Source organism: Sodaliphilus pleomorphus, from assembly GCF_009676955.1.
GTDB lineage: Bacteria > Bacteroidota > Bacteroidia > Bacteroidales > Muribaculaceae > Sodaliphilus > Sodaliphilus pleomorphus.
The window spans coordinates 2,972,283-2,988,816 of sequence record NZ_CP045696.1 but is presented as its reverse complement, the minus strand read 5'-3'; the positions used below and the strand labels follow the sequence as shown (position 1 = coordinate 2,988,816).

The window sequence follows — 16,534 nt, the reverse complement described above, 5'->3', positions numbered from 1 at the left end:
CTCAAGTTATGATTTTTGTAGTAACTTTACCCCATGACTTGCGTTTTACACAGTCATTGCCTCGACAAGGGCCCCTGTGCTTGCATCCCTAAAGAAAAAAAAAGCACACAGGTGTGTATACACTTTGTGGACAACACCGTCATAATAATATATAGTGTTTTATATCTAAATAAATTTTAGCTATGAAAAAAATCATCAAGTTGGCCTTAGCCACGATTATTGCGTCGTCGCCTTACACGACATGGGCGGGTGAGGGACGATTGCTGCGATTTCCGTCGACCAACGGGCGACAAGTCGCTTTCACCTATGCCGGCGACATCTACACGGTACCCATCACAGGAGGGGTTGCCGTGAAGCTCACCTCGCACAAGGGATATGAGATATTTCCACGTTATTCGCCCGACGGCACCCAGCTGGCCTTCACTGGCCAGTACGACGGCAACACCGAGGTGTATGTGATGCCAAGCCAGGGCGGCGAACCCCGCCGCATCACCTACACGGCCACCAACCCGCGCGACGACATGGGCGACCGCATGGGTCCCAACAACATCGCCATGTGCTGGACCCCCGACGGCAAGCAAGTGGTGTATCGCAACCGTCAGGGCGACGGCTTTGTGGGCACCCTGTGGGAGGCTCCGCTCGACGGCAGCATGCCCACGCAGCTGCCCCTGCCCGAAGGCGGATTTTGCAGCTTCTCGCCCGACGGCACCCAGCTGGCCTATAATCGCGTGTTTAGAGAGTTCCGCACCTGGAAGTATTACAAGGGCGGCATGGCCGACGACATTTGGATTTATGACACCCGCAGCAAGCAGGTGACCAACGTCACCAACAATGTGTCGCAAGACATCTTTCCCATGTGGATAGGCAACGAGATCTACTTCATAAGCGACCGCGACAAGCGCATGAACGTGTATTGCTACAACACCACAACCAAGTCGACTGCCAAGGTGACCAATTTCACCGACTATGATGTGAAGTTCCCCAGCTGTGGCGGCGGCAAGATTGTGTTTGAAAACGGCGGCTACATCTATGAGCTCGACCCCGCCAGCAAGCAATACAGCAAAATCAACGTCACACTCAACAGCGAGGACAACTTTGCACGCGAGGAGCAACGCAACGTGAAAGACTACATGACCAGCGGCAGCCTCTCGCCCGACGGCAACCGACTGGCCATCACAGCACGCGGCGAGGCCTTTGACGTGCCGGCCAGCAAAGGTGTGACCCGCAACATCACCCATACTCCCGGTGTGCACGAGCGCGATGCCAACTGGAGCCCCGACGGCAAACACATTGCCTACATAAGCGATGCCACCGGCGAGACCGAGTTGTGGATGCGGCCAGCCGGCGGCGGCCAGCCTGTGCAGCTCACCTCGGGAGCCAAGACCCGCATCAACGACTTCAACTGGAGCCCCGATGGCAAGAGCATCGTCTACACCAACCGCGACAACGAGATACGCCTGCTCGATGTCGCCTCCAAGACCTCTACCCTGCTGCGCCAAGACTCCATTTCGGCCTACCCCACCCCGCAATTCTCGCCCGACGGGCGTTGGATCACCTACTCGCAGGTGGCCAAGAACCAGCATTCGGTGGTATACGTCTACAACCTTGCCACCAAAAAAGAGTATGCTGTAACCGACAGCTGGTACGACAGCAACTCGCCTGCATTTTCGACCGACGGCAAGTATCTTATCTTTGCCTCGAGCCGCGACTTCAACCCTATATATAGCGAGATTGAGTGGAACTTTGCCTATCGCAACATGGAAGGCATCTACATGGTCATGCTCGACAAGAAGACGCCATCACCTTTTTTGCCAACCGACGACAAAGTCGAGGCCGTAACCGGCGATGCTGCAAAGTCACAGCCAGCTGCCACCAAGAAGGGCAAGAAAAATGGCAAAAACGACGCAGCGACAGCCCAGCCAGTCGTCACTATCGATAGCGACGGCCTGGCCCAGCGCATCGTGAAGGTGCCAGTGAGCGGCAACCACTATGGCAACTTCTACTGCGACGGACAACTGCTGTGGTACTACGGCAACGGCGGCACCCATCTCTACAATCTCAAGGAGCAGAAAGACGAGCTCATAGCCCCCGGAGCCTTGATGGATGTCACAGCCGACGCCAAGAAGGCCTGCTTCTTCAAAGACGGCAATTTCTATATCACCCAGCTGCCAAAGGGCAAAGTCGACTTTTCCAAGCCCGTGAATCTCAACGACCTGACGGCCACGATCAACTACCCGCAAGAGTGGAAAAACATCTACGACGAGGCTTGGCGCAACTACCGCGACGGCTTCTACTTGAAGAACATGCATGGTGTGGACTGGAACATGATACACGACAAGTATGCCGCACTGCTGCCCTGGGTGAAAAACCGCATCGACCTCACCTATGTGATAGGAGGCATGATAAGCGAGCTGGCCTGCGGCCATGCCTATGTCGACGGCGGCGACCATGTGCAGATAGACCGGCAAAACATAGGCATGCTCGGTGCCACGCTCTCACGTGAAGGCAAAGCCTACAAAATCACCAAGATCTACCAGGGAGCCCCCGACCGCGCACAATTGCGCAGCCCGCTGGCCGAGCCCGGCCTCGACGTGAAGGTGGGCGATTACATCACCGCTGTCGACGGCATGCCCACCGACACGGTGCTCAACATCTACTCGATGCTGCGAGGCAAGGCAGGCGTGCTCACCGAGCTCACCGTGGCCGCCTCGGCCAGTGGCGAGGGAGCACACAAGGTAGTGGTGAAACCCATCCAAGACGAGTATCAGCTCGCTCACTACGAGTGGGTGCAAAACAACATCAAGCATGTGGCCGAGAAGACCGGAGGCCGTGTGGGCTATGTCTACATCCCCGACATGGGTCCTGACGGCCTCAACGAGTTTGCCCGCTATTTCTTTGCCCAAATCGACAAGGAGGCACTCATTGTCGACGACCGCTACAACGGCGGCGGCAACATCTCGCCCATGGTCATCGAGCGCCTGCTGCGCCAGCCCTACCGCATGACGATGTTCCGCGGCTCCAGTTTCAACGGCACCATTCCCGAGCAGACGCTCTACGGTCCCAAGGTACTGCTCATCAACAAGTACTCGGCCAGCGATGGCGACCTGTTTCCCTGGAGTTTCAAAGCCAACAAGATAGGCAAGGTCGTAGGCACCCGCACCTGGGGCGGCATCATAGGCATCAACGGCAGCCTGCCCTATATCGACGGCACCAGCATCACCACGCCCTTCTTCACCAACTATGATGCCAAGACGGGCAAATGGATTGTGGAGAACCATGGTGTAGATCCCGACATCCTCATCGACAACGACCCGGTGAAGGAATACAATGGCGAGGACCAGCAACTCGACAAGGCCATCGAGGTCGTTCTCGACGAGCTCAAAAACTACAAGCCACTGCCCAAGACTCCTGCCCCGCGCACATTGAAGGACCTGGGCGTGGCCGAAAATTAATTGTGCAACCCATAGTTTCAATTGACATCAGTCAATTCACATTATGAGCCTTTGGATTCCACTTGTCATTATTGCCCTCATCGGCCTGGGCGCACTGTATTTTGCCATCGTTGTGGCCAGGCGCGCGCGCCAGAACGAACTAAAACGCCGCAAGATTGAGCGAGATATTGAATTGTTGAAAATGAAGAGCAAGAAATAGCTGTCAACGCCGTAAAATAAACGTGACAGTTGGTCGTCGAGGACGATTTCTTCCAACCGCAGCCGCCGGCAATTGCCAGCGGCTGTAGTTTTTGCACCCCACCTGTGTGCTACGAATGTGTAATACAGGTAATCTTTCATATTCCTCCCAAAAGAGCGAGAAAGCACTCAGCTCTTTTGGGAGGTTTATTTTCATGACGGCACACCCAATAAAAAAGACCGCCACACATGCGGTAGCGGTCTCAAAAAATCAATATTTTCCTTGCAAGACGCTTGCTCAAGCCTCCTTCTTGGTAACGACACGACGCTCCTTGATGCGAGCCTTCTTGCCGGTGAGCTTGCGCAGGTAGTAAAGCTTGGCGCGACGCACACGGCCGTGCTTGTTCACTACAATGTTGTCGATAAAAGGCGAATCCATTGGGAAGATACGCTCTACACCAATGCCATCGCTGATCTTGCGAACGGTGAAACGCTTCTTGTCGCCCTCGCCATTAATCTTGATTACGACACCACGATACTGCTGAATACGCTCCTTGTTGCCTTCCTTGATGCGATAGGCCACTGTCACAGTGTCGCCAGGAATGAAATCGGGGAACTCGTTTTTTGTAGCAAATGCTTGCTCAGCAATTTTAATTAAGTCCATTTTTATTATTGATTTATAGTACTATAAAGCCCCTTGCAACATACCCGAGCCACTCAATCTTCTCGACAGAGGTTACAAAAAGCGGTGCAAAGTTACAAATTTTTTGTAATAGGGCAAAAAAATATTTACGTGTGGCCACATGGGTTTGGCTTCACAGTCAAGCTGGCCGCTGCCTGCGCAACCGCTTGAAGAGGAAAAACACAACTGCCAGGCCCACCAAGGCTAAAATCACGATCTTGAGCTCGCTGCTATAGGCGTCGATGCTGGCTTGCAGCTGGCTTGCGGGCACAAAAGCGTGCAGATACCAGCCCAGCGCGGCCAGAATGACATTCCAGGCCCCGGCTCCAATAGTGGTGTAGAGTAAAAACTTCCAAAAGTTCATTTTGGCCAGGCCTGCCGGCACCGAGATGAGCTGCCTGATGCCAGGCACCAACCTGCCCGTGATAGTGGCGACCAAGCCATGGTCGTTGAAGTATTTCTCGCTCTTCTCTATCTTCTCTTGGTTGAGGAGGCACAGGCGGCCCAGCTTGCTGTTGGCAAAGCGGTAGATGACGGGGCGCCCCAGGAAGTAGCCTGCGGCATAGTTGATGATGGCTCCCATATCGGCACCCAGAGTGGCAACGAGCACCACGAGCACCACGTTGAGGCTGCCGTCGGCGGCACGATAGGCGGCTGGCGGCACAACGACCTCGCTGGGAAATGGTATGACCGTGCTCTCCACCGTCATGAGGATGAACACGGCTGTGTAGTTGAGGTTGGCCAGAAGCGAATATAAAAAATCCATACAAAGAAAAAAAATGAATCAGTTCGTTTTCACTCCCACATCACTCGCAGGTGCCGGGAGTGTGCCATGTAAAATCCCTGTTTCACATGGCACGCTGCAAAGATAGATATGAAATCTGGATAAACCTTGCACCAACCGCCCACGACGCAGCCATTCTAATATTTATAATGTTTTATTAACGGTTCTTATCAAGTTCTACCCCACCCTGCCTGTGGGCTCAGTCCTCGAGATAGGTTTTGATGTAGAGCTCGCAATTGGCCTTGAGCTCATCGTACCACTCCTGCCCGAAGCGCTCTATGAGCGGGTCCTTGAGAAACTCATAGAGCCTCATCTTGTTGCGGCGCCCCATCACCTCGGCACTCTTGCATATCTTCCAGCGGTCGTAGTTCACCGCCGTGAAAGTGGGATAGCGTTTCACCCGCACAGGATACAGGTAGCACGATATGGGCTTGCGAAAGTCGAGACGCCCCTCGCGGTAGGCCTTCTCGATGGCGCAGATGCACACGCCATTGGGCAGATAGGTGGAAAACACGCAGTTCTTGCCGTCGACAAGCTGCGTGACCAGATCGCCCGTGGGGTCGACATAGCCCACACCGTGCTCCTCGATTTCAGCTTGGGCGCGCGGCAGCAGGTCGTCCCACACGACGGGCAGTATCGACTTGAGTTTGTTGTATTCTTCCTTGGTGATGGGCGCCCCTGCATCGCCCTCGATGCAACAGGCCCCCAGGCAGGCGTCGATATTGCAGCAGAAGAAGCGCTCGGCCAGGTCGATGCTCACCAGTGTGTTGCCTATGTCGAACATGCCTTGTTGTGAATTGTTCATGCAGTAAGAGTTGTTTCTTTTTAAATTTTATCAGGATAAATCATGCTTGTATCAATGCTGAGAGGCTGTGCTCGAGCTCGGTGCTCGACAGCTTGAGGTGCATCTCGCCCCGATAGGCATAGCTTATGTTGCCCGTCTCCTCGCTCACGACCACGGCAATGGCATCGGTAGCCTGCGAGATGCCCAGGGCCGAGCGGTGCCGCAGGCCCAGGTAGCGGGGCAGACCTGTGTCGTGCGACACAGGCAGGATGCAGCCGGCTGCCTCAATCTTCTCGCCGGCGATGATGACAGCGCCATCGTGCAGCGGGCTGTTTTTGAAGAAGATGTTCTCGAGCAAGCGGTTGTTGATAGTGGCATCGATCACGTCGCCGGTGCGGGCATAGTCGTCGAGCGACATGTGCTGCTGTATCACTATCAAGGCTCCCGTCTTCGACTTCGACATGCTCATGCAGGCATACACCACTGGCATCACCCACTTCTGCTTGTCCTTGTTCTCGGCCTTGTGCAGGAACTTGTTGAGAAACCTCCAACGCTGGTGGCTGCCCACCTCGTTGAAAAACCGCTTGATCTGGTCCTGGAACAAGACAACGATCACAAACAAGGCCGCATCGGTAAACTTGTCCATGATGGCCCCTATGAGCTGCATGTCGAAGACCTTGGCCAGCAAAAACCAAACGATGATAAAGCTCAAGAAACCGATGAAGATGTTGAGCGTGCCCGTGTCCTTCATCAGCTTGTAGATGTAGAACATGAGCCCTGCCACGAGCAGGATATCGACGATGTCCTTGAGTCCGATGATACCAAAAAGATTCATACAGAGCAGTATTATGTGCGATTAGAACGAAAAAGAGGGGGAAGCCGCGCCCGTCACTCGACAGCAAGCGTGGCCTCGACAATAGCACGGGCCTCGACAGCTGGTTTCACATCGTGCACCCTCAAGATGTGGGCACCCTTGAGCAAGGCCATGGTGTTGAGCACCGTAGTGCCGTTGAGCGACTCGAGGGGCGTGCAGCCCAGCAACTTAAAGATCATCGACTTGCGCGACACGCCCACCAGCAACGGCACCTGCAGCGAGTGGAACGCCTCGAGGTGGTCCATCATCTGGTAGTTTTGTTCAAGTGTCTTGCTGAAACCGAAGCCAGGGTCGGCAATCACGTTGCGCACGCCCATAGCGTGCAATTGCTCAATTTTGTAGGCAAGATACTCGACCACGGCATCGGTCACCGGCTTGTCGTAGTGTGTGAGCTGTTGCATCGTGGCGGGAGTGCCGCGCATGTGCATCATGATGTAGGGCACTTGCAAGCGGGCCACAGTCTCCCACATGTGGGCATCGAGCGTGCCGCCGGCCACATCGTTCACAATATCGACCCCCAGCTGCTCAACGCAATCCTGCGCCACGCCAGCCCTGAAGGTGTCGACCGAGGTCAACATGCCGGGTGCAAGCCTGTGCACGATCTCCATGCCACGGCACAGGCGGGTATACTCTTCCTCGGGCGAGACCTCGGCAGCCCCGGAGCGTGTAGAATAGGCCCCGATGTCGATCATGTCGGCTCCCTCGGCGACAATCTGGCGCACTCGGGTTTCAATCTTGTCGGCATTGTCGCAGCGGCTGCCGGCATAGAATGAATCGGGGGTAACGTTGAGAATGCCCATAATGAGCGGTCGGTCGATGACCCACGACCGGCCGTCGCGCAGGGTGAGTGTATATTTCTTGAAATTACGCATGATTTCTTTTTTTGTGTGACTTTATAAGATTAGGCGAAAGTACAAAGAAAATAAAAATTCGGCAAGAAAAAGCAATTAGAACATGCTCAACGACTGCTGCTGGGTGCGCTCACGGGCAAGCTTGATATAGGTGCCATCGATGTCGATGCCTATAGCGCGACGATGCAAGTCGCATGCTACCTTGCAGGTGGTGCCGGTGCCGCAATAGGGATCGAGCACGATGCCGAAGTCGGGGCATGTGGCCGAAACGATGAGGCGGCACAATGCCTCGGGAAACACGTTGTAGCGGTCGATATTGCTTTTTTCGGGCAAAATGTTCCACACGTCGCCAGGCATCACGCCGTGCTTGTTGTAGAGCAAGAAGTAGTAGCCTTTCTCGTTGATCGACCTGGCTTTCTCCGACTTCGACTGGATGACTTGCCCTGCTTGCTCGCGCAGAAACATCCTGAAGTCGGGAATCTCGCCGCTGTTCACCATCTCTACCACACGGTCGAGCTCGGCCAGGGCACTGCTCTTCTCAAGCGAGGTCAGGGCCTGCGACTTGTTGATGTTGTCGCGATAGCGGGCGCCAGTGACGCCGCTCGAGGTTTTCCCGGCCTGCATTTTCTTCTCGGCAAGGCGGTTGAAAAAAGTGCGCAGTTCATCGTCGTCGTAGTAGAAGTCGTCGCTCTTGACCAGGTGGAAAATCATCTCGTGCACATTGCGCAGGTGGTCGACGGCGCTGTCGAAGCTGCTGTTTTGCTTGTCCCACACCACATCGTTGCGCAATATCCACCCTTGCTCGTCGACCAACCTCAACACCACCCGCCATGGCAGGCACAAGAGCGACTTGTTGTTGTAGGCATCGCCCATGTTGAGCCATAGCGAGCCCGTGGGTTTCAACACGCGTTTCACCTGGCCCATCACAGCAACGATGCGCTCGAGATACTGCTCAACCTTGTCGCTGCCCACATGGTCGTTGGGATAATTGCGCAAGCACCAGTAGGGCGGGGCCGTCATCACGCAATCGATGCTCTCGTCTTCAACACGGCCCAGCACTTGCAGGGCGTCGCCCTCATAATATGCAGGAAAGGGGCTTTGGCCCAAAAGCTTCACCACGTTGCACTGGGCAGGGTCGACCTGAGGAGTGTCGTGGTGCATCCCGGGGCTGGCAGGAACCGCGGCTTCGGCCTCTTTGGGAGCAACAGGGGGCACAGGTTCAAAGCCCAGTTGCTCGCCGGCATAGTGCAGCGCACGGGCTGCAAGCGGGTCGGCGCCCAGCTCGGCAAGAGTGCCCGTGGCGAGCCACAAGGCAATGAGGTCGTCGGCATCGGTCTTGAACAGGCGTGCCAGCTTCACCACTTGCTCGCGCCTGGGGCGGCGCTCGCCATGCTCATAGCGGCAATACATGGGTATGTCCACACCCAGGCGCTTGGCTATCTCTCGTTGCTTCAGGCCGCTGGCCTTGCGCAGGGCTCTCAGTTTCTCAGGAAATAACATAGGCAACTGTTCTTTTGTCTCTCTTCGACAAATTTACGGTTTTATTTCAACCCAAGCAAGACCTGCCCAGCAAAAAAAGCGGAGATGGCCAGCCAAGAGATGCATGCCAACTCGAAAAAAAATACAAATAAAAATTTGCCACTTCGTTCCTTTTTCATAATTTTGCGTCGAGAGGGCAATACTGAAATACCTGTATAACTCATCTGTTTATTTTTCTCTCCCAACATTTGTAAAAAACCACTAACAAGACAATGTGGAACTAAACAAAAAGAAATCGTACAATAATAATTTTCTGAATGGTGAAAGACTTTCGTTTGTATAAAAGAGAAAATGCTGGCAGGTACATTTTTATCCTGTTGTGGCTGTGTTTTATTGTCGCATCGATAATAAGAAATCTGCATTACTCCATAAGTGATTTAACGTATGTGAACTGCGGCGTGAGCGACTGGCTCATCAACTACCAGGCGGGATTTGTGAGGCGTGGATTGCCTGGGCAAGTGCTCTACATGATATATCAGGCACACCCTTTCAACGTGCCACAAGCTGTGCTCGCAATCGTAGCCGTCTCCTCGGTGCTGCTTGTGGCACTCATGGTGCGCATCTTTATCAAGAAGGGGTGGAGCGCCGCAATTCTTCCCCTGGGCTGCTGCTTCTTCTTCATTTTCCTATCCACGTCGCAACGCAAAGACAGCCTGCTATTGCTGCTCACCTACTGCATATTTGTGACCTACAAGCGATACTTGCACAGCCGCGGGCTGGGCACGTGGCTCATCTTCTTTGCGCTGTCGGCCATCATGCTGCTGTCGCATGAGGCATCGTTTTTCTTCTGCTTCCCGATACTGGCGGTGTATGCCTACCGCTACAATGTGTCGCATAGCGACGCGACAACCATTGCCGACACCAGCATGAAGGCAAGACTGACAAAGACCTTGATGCCCATGGCACCCGTGGCCGTAGTGATGGGAGCCGTGTGCCTGTGCAAGGGCAACATGCCCACTGCCGTCGCCATCTGGCACTCGTGGAGCGATGCCTTCGCGCAATTTCCCGATGGCATCCACGACTATGCTTATACCATGGCCAACATTGGCGATAATGTAGAGGCCTTGTCGTGGAAGCTGCTGTCGGCCGCACGACTCCATCTCACCGTCAACCTGTTTGGAGTGCTGGAGGTAGCCGACGGCCCGTGGAACATACTCATAGGGCTGCCAGGCCTGGTTGTGCTATTCGTCATGACCTATTACCTGGTGACGCACCTCAACACAGTGAGGATAGGCAAGTACAAGATGGCCAACGACACCGCAAGAGAGATAAGCAACACGCTGCTGCTGCAATTGGTGTTCATGCTGCCCATGTTCACCATCTTGAGCTGCGACTATGGGCGCACCATTCCCTATTGGGTGCTGTCGACACTCATGGCCGTTGCCTGCTTTGGCCGACTCGATATAGCAGCCCTCGACAGGCTTACCGAGAGGATTCAATCCAAGCTGCAACACCCGGCACTAAAATCGACGTGGGTCTACACCTTGATTGTAGTTTTCACGCCACTCACCAGCATGTATGCTCCCATCCCGCAAAATGTGCTGCAATACAAAGCGCTTGCAGCAGCAGTGCAACACATCATCGCTGTATTGTAATTGGGAAAGTCCTAAAAGGAGAAAAATAACATAGAAAATCATGACAAAAGACATCATACGGCTCATTCGCCCCAAGCAATGGATAAAAAACTTTTTTGTCTTTATCCCCGTGTTTTTCGGCGGGGCTCTGTTCGACTATCAGGCCCTGCTCAATGTTGCAATCGCCTTTGTTGCGTTTAGCTTTGCCGCATCGTCGATATACTGCTTCAACGACCTGCGCGACGTGGCCGACGACCGCCTGCACCCCGAGAAATGCAAGCGTCCCATAGCTTCGGGCGCTGTGAGCACGGGGCAGGCCTATGCCATCATGGCCACAATGATTGTGGGCTCGCTGCTGCTCACCTTGCTGCTCCCCCCCCCCAAGAATGGTAGGGGTGATTACAATCGTATCCTGCTACTTTGTGTTGAACCTGCTCTATAGCATCAAGCTCAAGCAATATGCCATAATCGATGTGTGCATCGTGGCCATGGGCTTTGTGCTCAGGATACTGGCAGGCGGCATGGCGAGCGGCATCGTGCTGAGTCACTGGATTGTGCTCATGACCTTCTTGCTCACGCTGTTCTTGTCGTTTGCCAAGCGGCGCGACGATGTGGTGAGAATGCAGAAGACCGGAGTCGCCCCCCGCAAGAACACCCATCGCTACAACCTCACCTTCATCAACGAGGCCATCAATCTGACGGGGGCAATCACGATTGTGTGCTATATCATGTATACCGTCTCGCCCGAGGTGGTGAACCGATTTGACACGCAATATTTGTATCTCACGAGTTTCTTTGTGATTCTGGGCGTGCTGCGCTACATCCAGCTTTCGGTGGTCGACAACAAGAGTGGCGATCCCACCGAGGTGGCACTGAACGACCGCTTTACCCAGCTCACGATACTTGCCTGGACGATATCGTTTTTCCTCATCATTTACCTGTCATGACAGCAGCAACAGTACACGCATTCGACTTCGACGGCACGCTCACGTGCAACGACACGTTTTTGGAATTTATCATCTACGACAAGGGCATGGCCCGTTTTCTGTGGGGCTTCATGGTCAACAGCCCCTGGATTGTGCTCATGCTGCTGCGCCTGTATCCCAACTGGAAAGCCAAGGAGCGGGTGTTTTCGCATTTCTACAAGGGTACACCGCTCGACGACTTCGACAGGCGATGCCGCAAGTTTGGCGCCAGCAAGAAGTCGCGCATCATGCGTCCTGCCGGCTTGAAATGCGTGACCCAGGCGCTTGAAGCAGGGCAACGCGTGCTGGTGGTGAGCGCGAGCATCGAGAACTGGGTGAGGGCTTTTTTCACGCCTCACCCTGGCTTGACCATACTGGGCACCCAAGTCGAGGTGGCCGGTGGCAGGTTGACCGGCCGGTTCCTAACCAAGAACTGCTATGGGCAGGAGAAAGTGAGGCGTGTGATGCAAGTGTTGCCACAACGCGACAACTACATCCTCGTTGCCTACGGCGACAGCCGTGGCGACAAGGAACTGCTCGACTATGCCGACGTGCGGCACTACAAGCCATTCAGAGAGGGAAAATAGCAGGGCGAAAATCAGTGCAGCAGCTTGCGGTACACTGCCAGCACCTGGCTGGCAACGTCGGCATTCTCGAAACGCTTCACCCACTCTTGTGCTTGAGCCACCGAGAGGGCAGTTTTGTCGGGATCTGTCAACAACGAGTCGATGGCTTGAGCCATCGATGGCACATCGTCGGGGTCAACATAGATGCAACTGGGGCCGCCAGCCTCTTCGAGGCAACTGCCAGTAGCCCCTATCACGGGCAGGCCGCTCTGAATTGCCTCGATAATGGGGATACCGAACCCCTCGTATCGAGAGGGGTAGACAAAGCACCTGGCCTGAGCATAGATGGCAAGGAGATCGCTATTGGGTACATGACTCAACATGTGCACGCGGCTGTCGAGGCCGTGGGCAGCAGCCCAGCGCCTCACGGCGGCAGCATAGGGGGTTGACTTGCCCACAATCACAATGTGGAGGTCGGCGGGCAGCATCTTGAGGGCCTTCACAGCAAGGAGCACGTTTTTGCGTTGTTCGATTGTACCCACATTGAGCACATAGTTGTGGGGCAAGTGATAGCGCTGCCTCACCTGGGCGATGTGCGACGGCGTGCATCGCATTTTGAACTCAGTGCTTGCACTCTGGTAGATAACATCGATTTTGCTGGCAGGGAAATCGCTATAATGCAGGATGTCGCGCTTGGTGCACTCACTGATGGCAATGACACGGTCGGCCTGCTGCAGCGTGCGATAGAACTGGTGCTTGTAGATTTTGGCATCTAACCAGTGATAATACTCGGGATAACGCAAGAAAATGAGGTCGTGAATGGTGACGACACTGGAAATGCCTGCCCTCTTGAGCCCTGAAGGCAGCCTGCCGCTCAGCCCATGATAGAGTTGCACGCCGTCGCGCAACAAGTCGCCCACCACCAGCCGCGAGCGCCACAAGTCTCCCCTGAACGGATATTGAATGCCCCGCGGAAAGGCAAAACTCACATTGGGGCGCGACAGCACCTGGCTGCGCAACTCGGCACTGCCCTCATCGGGGGCATAGAGACGCAACTGGATGCCAGCAGGCACAATCGCCGAAAGGGCATTCACCAGGTTGCGGCTATAGTTGCCCAACCCGGTACTGTTTCTCACGATGCGCTTGGCATCATATCCTATAATGATATCGTTCAAAACGGAGACTTCTTGTTTCGGCTGGCAAAGTTAATCATTTTCTTCTATAGTCCAGCCATAGCAAGGAAGCTATTTGCCGCCGTTGAACTCACGATTCAACTGCCTCACCACGTCGAGCATGCCTGCCTTTACAAGTCCCGAGGCGTTGAAGAAGTTGATGCCATCGGCGCCCGCTGCCACCGACTCACGGGCTTCTTGCACAATATCGGCCTTGCTTGCCCCAACTACAAACAGCCCTGAAACGTACTTGCTGCGGTGGCGTGTCTCGGCCAGACCCTGCGACACGCTGTATTTCACCCACTGCGGGCCCTCACGATAAAACGAGTTGTAATTCATGGGGCACACCATGTCGAGGTCCCAGCGCGCCCAGTCTTGCAACACCATCATGCGGGCACGCTCAGGAAAGGGAAAGACGGCGGCCGTGAGCATTTTTCCTCGCGCATGCACTGCCTGGGCAATTTCATTGACAAGCGAGGTCACTTCGTCCATGCGAAATTGTATCCACTCGGGGCTCAAGTAAGGTGCCGACAACTCAAGCGGCGAGTAGCCAAATTGCCGCCTGAAGGCCTCGATGGCCATGGGATGATAGCCGAAATCCCACTGCGGCTCGATCTGCCTCTGGTCGATGTGAAACCGCTCGGCCTGCGTCTTGCGTCCCAAAAACAGGTCGTTGAAACGTATGAAGTCGAGATGCACCGAGGCCAGCCCCTTGATAGCCGCATAGCCTGCAGCCTTGTCCTTCACCCACCGGCGCACTTGGGGCACAGCAGGGCTCAACCACTTGTAGACAGGCGTGTAGGGCGACTTGTCGAGACTGTTCTCGCCCAAGCGATTCACCTCACCCCACTCGCGATGCGACCACACTGCAGCCGAGTCGTGATAGGCATTGAGCGAAAACATCCATGCGTGTATTCTCGCACCCTTGAAGCCACGGGCTGCCTGCACCCACTTGGCAATCTCCTCAGGGCTGTTGCAGATGTAGAAATTTCTGATACCGGCTTCGTAGAAAGGCTTGATCCACCCCTCAATTGAATCGGGCGTCATCACGCGGCCCGAGAGATCTTCCCACACGCCAAGTTGCACACGCTGCGAGGTCTTGGCCTTGACTCTCGCCTGAAGGGGCACCATTACCCCTGCAATGAGCAGTAGAGCCAGCAATACTGGCATTCTTTTCACATTCATAGCACATTATGTTTTAGCAATTGTATCAATATCGATCACCGTGAGCGTGCCGCCCTGCACCGTGAAATGGATGTCGCGGCCGTCATAGGGCATGCCGTAGACCTTGCCTGGGTCGTTCTGATAGTGCGGGCGGGGATCGAGCTCAAGCGTTTTCACCAAGGCCGCAAGCTGTGACGAGTTGAAACGACAGGCCAGCTCAGGAGCAATCTCCACCTTGAGGCGCCTTAGGGCATGGCTGTCGACAAAGCCGCTGCGGGCTCCAGGATGGCAGTCGGCATAGGCAATGTAGGGCTTGATGTCGAAGATGGGCGTGCCATCCATCAAGTCGGCTCCACGCACGTGTATCACCGGCCCGCTGGGCGTGTCCCACTCCACATGATCGAGACGCACCGACGAGAGGCCGATGCCGTTGGGACGGAATGGCGAGCGCGAGGCAAACACCCCTACCCGCTCGTTGCCTCCCAACAAGGGAGGGCGCACCATGAGGCTGGTAGCTGCATGACGATTGGCCGAAAAATGCCACAACAGCCACAGGTAATCAAACTCCTCGATGCCACGCAAGGCATTACGCTCGCGGTAACGGGGCTCAAAAGTGATTGTACCCGGCAGCTGCTCGACGAGGCCACTCTGCTTGGGAATGCCAAACTTAGATGTAAACGGCGAGTGAAAATGGGCAATAGTTTTCAGTTCCATGCGACAATATTATATAAGAGCGACTGCCGTCGCGGCCGCACCACACGGCGCTGGCTGGCAGACACGGCACAAAATTACCACTCTTTTTGTAAAAAAGAGCGATTAGGCGGTCTCAATTTTCCAGCTAAAACTACTTGATGACACCCACACACCACAGGAAGATGAGCACCACGACAACCGGCGCAACATAGCGCAGGCAGAAAACCACACAGGCCTGAATAGCCAACTTGAAGCGACCTCAATTCTGGCCTGCCTCATAGGGGAAACGCCATATATTGCCCAAACCCACTGCCGAGCCCACCGTGGCCGCAATAGCGCCAAGGCGCGTTGCAAAAGTTACACGTCTACTCATACTTCTTTGCATTTTATAGATTGAAGACTGTCAATAAAACCAAATATCGACAATTTTATTTACACTTTGTTACAAATCGGAACAAAATTACAAACAATTTACAATTAACGCAAGATGAGACATACAAAAAAAGGAACAAATGAAAGACACAAAAAAAAGCACCTCGAAATCACTTCGCGATGCTCTATGTGAATAAAATGAGGTCTTAGAAGATTAACGTGAACAAATTTAGTCAATCTTCTTCAAACTACCAAAAATATTTTTTCACGCTATGAAAAAGCAGCAAAACTGGCCAGGCTTTCTGGGAGTAGCGAGCCACAGCCCACTCATGTATAATATGCCATCGGCAATAATAGACCTAAAACTCGGGGACAGGCTCAAGCGACCTACGGGGTGCCGCGGCTGGCTTAGTGATTGACCGCTCTTTCTTGCTCTTGTTTTTTTTCTTCTTGAAGGCTTTGCGACGGCGGTCTGTCGCCGACGACCGCCGGGAACGTTTGCCCTTAGAATTTTTCTTGCCAGCCTGTTTTTCAACAACTGCAATCGAGTCGGTTGCCCTGTCGTAGGCCACCATGGCCGGGGCAATCGCACCTGTAGCCGGGCGCCTGCAACCTCGCCATAGCGCAAGCGCAACAACCAGCACCAGCACAATGCCCAGCAGGGCCAAGGCTCCAACCCGTTCATGCCGCGACATGACAAAAAAATCCCTAAGTTTGCCCATAACAAGGATAAAAATTTTAAATGTGGTGGCAAGTCAAGTCTCAACACAGGAAGGTTGCAACTCAGCAGTTTGCCATTTCTACTACAATTGCAAAATTAATAAAACAATGACAACATTGCACATTTTCATCACATCAATTAAAAAATTGATAAAAAAAGACTAA

General features: G+C 54.1%; 15 protein-coding genes and 2 pseudogenes. 5 read left to right on the top strand and 12 right to left on the bottom strand.

Going from position 1 to position 16,534, the window contains the following annotated elements; translation table 11 throughout:
* The first annotated feature begins 182 nt into the window (after positions 1-182).
* Entirely contained in the window at positions 183-3,452 is a 3,270-nt protein-coding gene (locus tag GF423_RS12505; protein ID WP_154328677.1) for a S41 family peptidase, read from the top strand.
* Positions 3,453-3,495: 43 nt separating this feature from the next.
* A complete protein-coding gene (locus tag GF423_RS12500; protein WP_154328676.1) occupies positions 3,496-3,651 on the top strand; it encodes a hypothetical protein in 156 nt (51 codons plus the stop codon).
* A gap of 276 nt (positions 3,652-3,927) precedes the next feature.
* On the opposite strand, the gene rplS is transcribed toward GF423_RS12500, so the two are convergent.
* The 7 genes from rplS to GF423_RS12465 form a co-directional block, all read right to left on the bottom strand.
* Complete coding sequence (gene rplS, locus GF423_RS12495) at positions 3,928-4,293, bottom strand: 50S ribosomal protein L19 (protein ID WP_154328675.1); 366 nt, start codon at positions 4,291-4,293, stop codon at positions 3,928-3,930.
* A 157-nt stretch (positions 4,294-4,450) separates the two neighbouring features.
* On the bottom strand, positions 4,451-5,077 hold the full coding sequence (locus GF423_RS12490; protein ID WP_154328674.1) for a DedA family protein: 627 nt from the start codon (positions 5,075-5,077) through the stop codon (positions 4,451-4,453).
* A 217-nt stretch (positions 5,078-5,294) separates the two neighbouring features.
* Positions 5,295-5,879 (bottom strand): DUF3109 family protein, encoded by a 585-nt coding sequence (locus tag GF423_RS12485; RefSeq protein WP_154329058.1) that lies wholly within the window; start codon positions 5,877-5,879, stop codon positions 5,295-5,297.
* A gap of 61 nt (positions 5,880-5,940) precedes the next feature.
* Entirely contained in the window at positions 5,941-6,714 is a 774-nt protein-coding gene (gene cdaA, locus GF423_RS12480; protein ID WP_154328673.1) for a diadenylate cyclase CdaA, read from the bottom strand.
* Positions 6,715-6,767: 53 nt separating this feature from the next.
* Positions 6,768-7,625: a dihydropteroate synthase gene (folP, locus tag GF423_RS12475; protein WP_154328672.1), complete on the bottom strand. Its 858-nt coding sequence runs from the start codon at positions 7,623-7,625 to the stop codon at positions 6,768-6,770.
* A gap of 75 nt (positions 7,626-7,700) precedes the next feature.
* Entirely contained in the window at positions 7,701-9,104 is a 1,404-nt protein-coding gene (locus GF423_RS12470) for a DNA methyltransferase (RefSeq protein ID WP_154328671.1), read from the bottom strand.
* 41 nt (positions 9,105-9,145) lie between these two features.
* Positions 9,146-9,505 (bottom strand): hypothetical protein, encoded by a 360-nt coding sequence (locus tag GF423_RS12465; protein WP_154328670.1) that lies wholly within the window; start codon positions 9,503-9,505, stop codon positions 9,146-9,148.
* A 24-nt stretch (positions 9,506-9,529) separates the two neighbouring features.
* On the opposite strand from GF423_RS12465, the gene GF423_RS12460 reads away from it, so the two are divergent.
* From GF423_RS12460 to GF423_RS12450, 3 genes and pseudogenes are all read left to right on the top strand, one after another.
* Positions 9,530-10,738 carry a hypothetical protein gene (locus tag GF423_RS12460; protein WP_154328669.1) on the top strand — a complete coding sequence of 403 codons (1,209 nt, stop codon included), beginning with the start codon at positions 9,530-9,532 and terminating at the stop codon, positions 10,736-10,738.
* A gap of 40 nt (positions 10,739-10,778) precedes the next feature.
* Positions 10,779-11,664 (top strand): annotated as a pseudogene (locus GF423_RS12455) (decaprenyl-phosphate phosphoribosyltransferase).
* On the top strand, positions 11,661-12,269 hold the full coding sequence (locus tag GF423_RS12450) for an HAD family hydrolase (RefSeq protein ID WP_154328668.1): 609 nt from the start codon (positions 11,661-11,663) through the stop codon (positions 12,267-12,269). Before GF423_RS12455 ends, GF423_RS12450 begins: the two are co-directional and overlap by 4 nt.
* 11 nt (positions 12,270-12,280) lie before the next feature.
* Here the strand turns inward: GF423_RS12450 and GF423_RS12445 are convergent, their stop codons facing one another.
* The 5 genes and pseudogenes from GF423_RS12445 to GF423_RS12425 form a co-directional block, all read right to left on the bottom strand.
* Positions 12,281-13,423: a glycosyltransferase family 4 protein gene (locus GF423_RS12445; RefSeq protein ID WP_154328667.1), complete on the bottom strand. Its 1,143-nt coding sequence runs from the start codon at positions 13,421-13,423 to the stop codon at positions 12,281-12,283.
* Positions 13,424-13,492: 69 nt separating this feature from the next.
* Positions 13,493-14,605 (bottom strand): family 10 glycosylhydrolase, encoded by a 1,113-nt coding sequence (locus tag GF423_RS12440; RefSeq protein ID WP_235911662.1) that lies wholly within the window; start codon positions 14,603-14,605, stop codon positions 13,493-13,495.
* A gap of 6 nt (positions 14,606-14,611) precedes the next feature.
* Positions 14,612-15,298 carry a tRNA (N6-threonylcarbamoyladenosine(37)-N6)-methyltransferase TrmO gene (gene tsaA, locus GF423_RS12435; RefSeq protein WP_154328666.1) on the bottom strand — a complete coding sequence of 229 codons (687 nt, stop codon included), beginning with the start codon at positions 15,296-15,298 and terminating at the stop codon, positions 14,612-14,614.
* Between the two features lie 241 nt (positions 15,299-15,539).
* A pseudogene (locus tag GF423_RS12430) lies at positions 15,540-15,650 on the bottom strand (hypothetical protein); the annotation flags it as partial.
* A gap of 358 nt (positions 15,651-16,008) precedes the next feature.
* Positions 16,009-16,371: a hypothetical protein gene (locus GF423_RS12425; RefSeq protein WP_154328664.1), complete on the bottom strand. Its 363-nt coding sequence runs from the start codon at positions 16,369-16,371 to the stop codon at positions 16,009-16,011.
* Positions 16,372-16,534: the final 163 nt, after the last annotated feature.

Bases quoted from the DNA above. Each gene is read 5' to 3' on its own strand.
- GF423_RS12505 (WP_154328677.1), top strand. From the start codon at position 183: ATGAAAAAAATCATCAAGTTGGCCTTAGCCACGATTATTGCGTCGTCG.
- GF423_RS12500 (WP_154328676.1), top strand. From the start codon at position 3,496: ATGAGCCTTTGGATTCCACTTGTCATTATTGCCCTCATCGGCCTGGGC.
- rplS (WP_154328675.1), bottom strand. From the start codon at position 4,293: ATGGACTTAATTAAAATTGCTGAGCAAGCATTTGCTACAAAAAACGAG.
- GF423_RS12490 (WP_154328674.1), bottom strand. From the start codon at position 5,077: ATGGATTTTTTATATTCGCTTCTGGCCAACCTCAACTACACAGCCGTG.
- GF423_RS12485 (WP_154329058.1), bottom strand. From the start codon at position 5,879: ATGTTCGACATAGGCAACACACTGGTGAGCATCGACCTGGCCGAGCGC.
- cdaA (WP_154328673.1), bottom strand. From the start codon at position 6,714: ATGAATCTTTTTGGTATCATCGGACTCAAGGACATCGTCGATATCCTG.
- folP (WP_154328672.1), bottom strand. From the start codon at position 7,625: ATGCGTAATTTCAAGAAATATACACTCACCCTGCGCGACGGCCGGTCG.
- GF423_RS12470 (WP_154328671.1), bottom strand. From the start codon at position 9,104: ATGTTATTTCCTGAGAAACTGAGAGCCCTGCGCAAGGCCAGCGGCCTG.
- GF423_RS12465 (WP_154328670.1), bottom strand. From the start codon at position 9,505: ATGCAGATTTCTTATTATCGATGCGACAATAAAACACAGCCACAACAG.
- GF423_RS12450 (WP_154328668.1), top strand. From the start codon at position 11,661: ATGACAGCAGCAACAGTACACGCATTCGACTTCGACGGCACGCTCACG.
- GF423_RS12440 (WP_235911662.1), bottom strand. From the start codon at position 14,605: ATGAATGTGAAAAGAATGCCAGTATTGCTGGCTCTACTGCTCATTGCA.
- tsaA (WP_154328666.1), bottom strand. From the start codon at position 15,298: ATGGAACTGAAAACTATTGCCCATTTTCACTCGCCGTTTACATCTAAG.
- GF423_RS12425 (WP_154328664.1), bottom strand. From the start codon at position 16,371: ATGGGCAAACTTAGGGATTTTTTTGTCATGTCGCGGCATGAACGGGTT.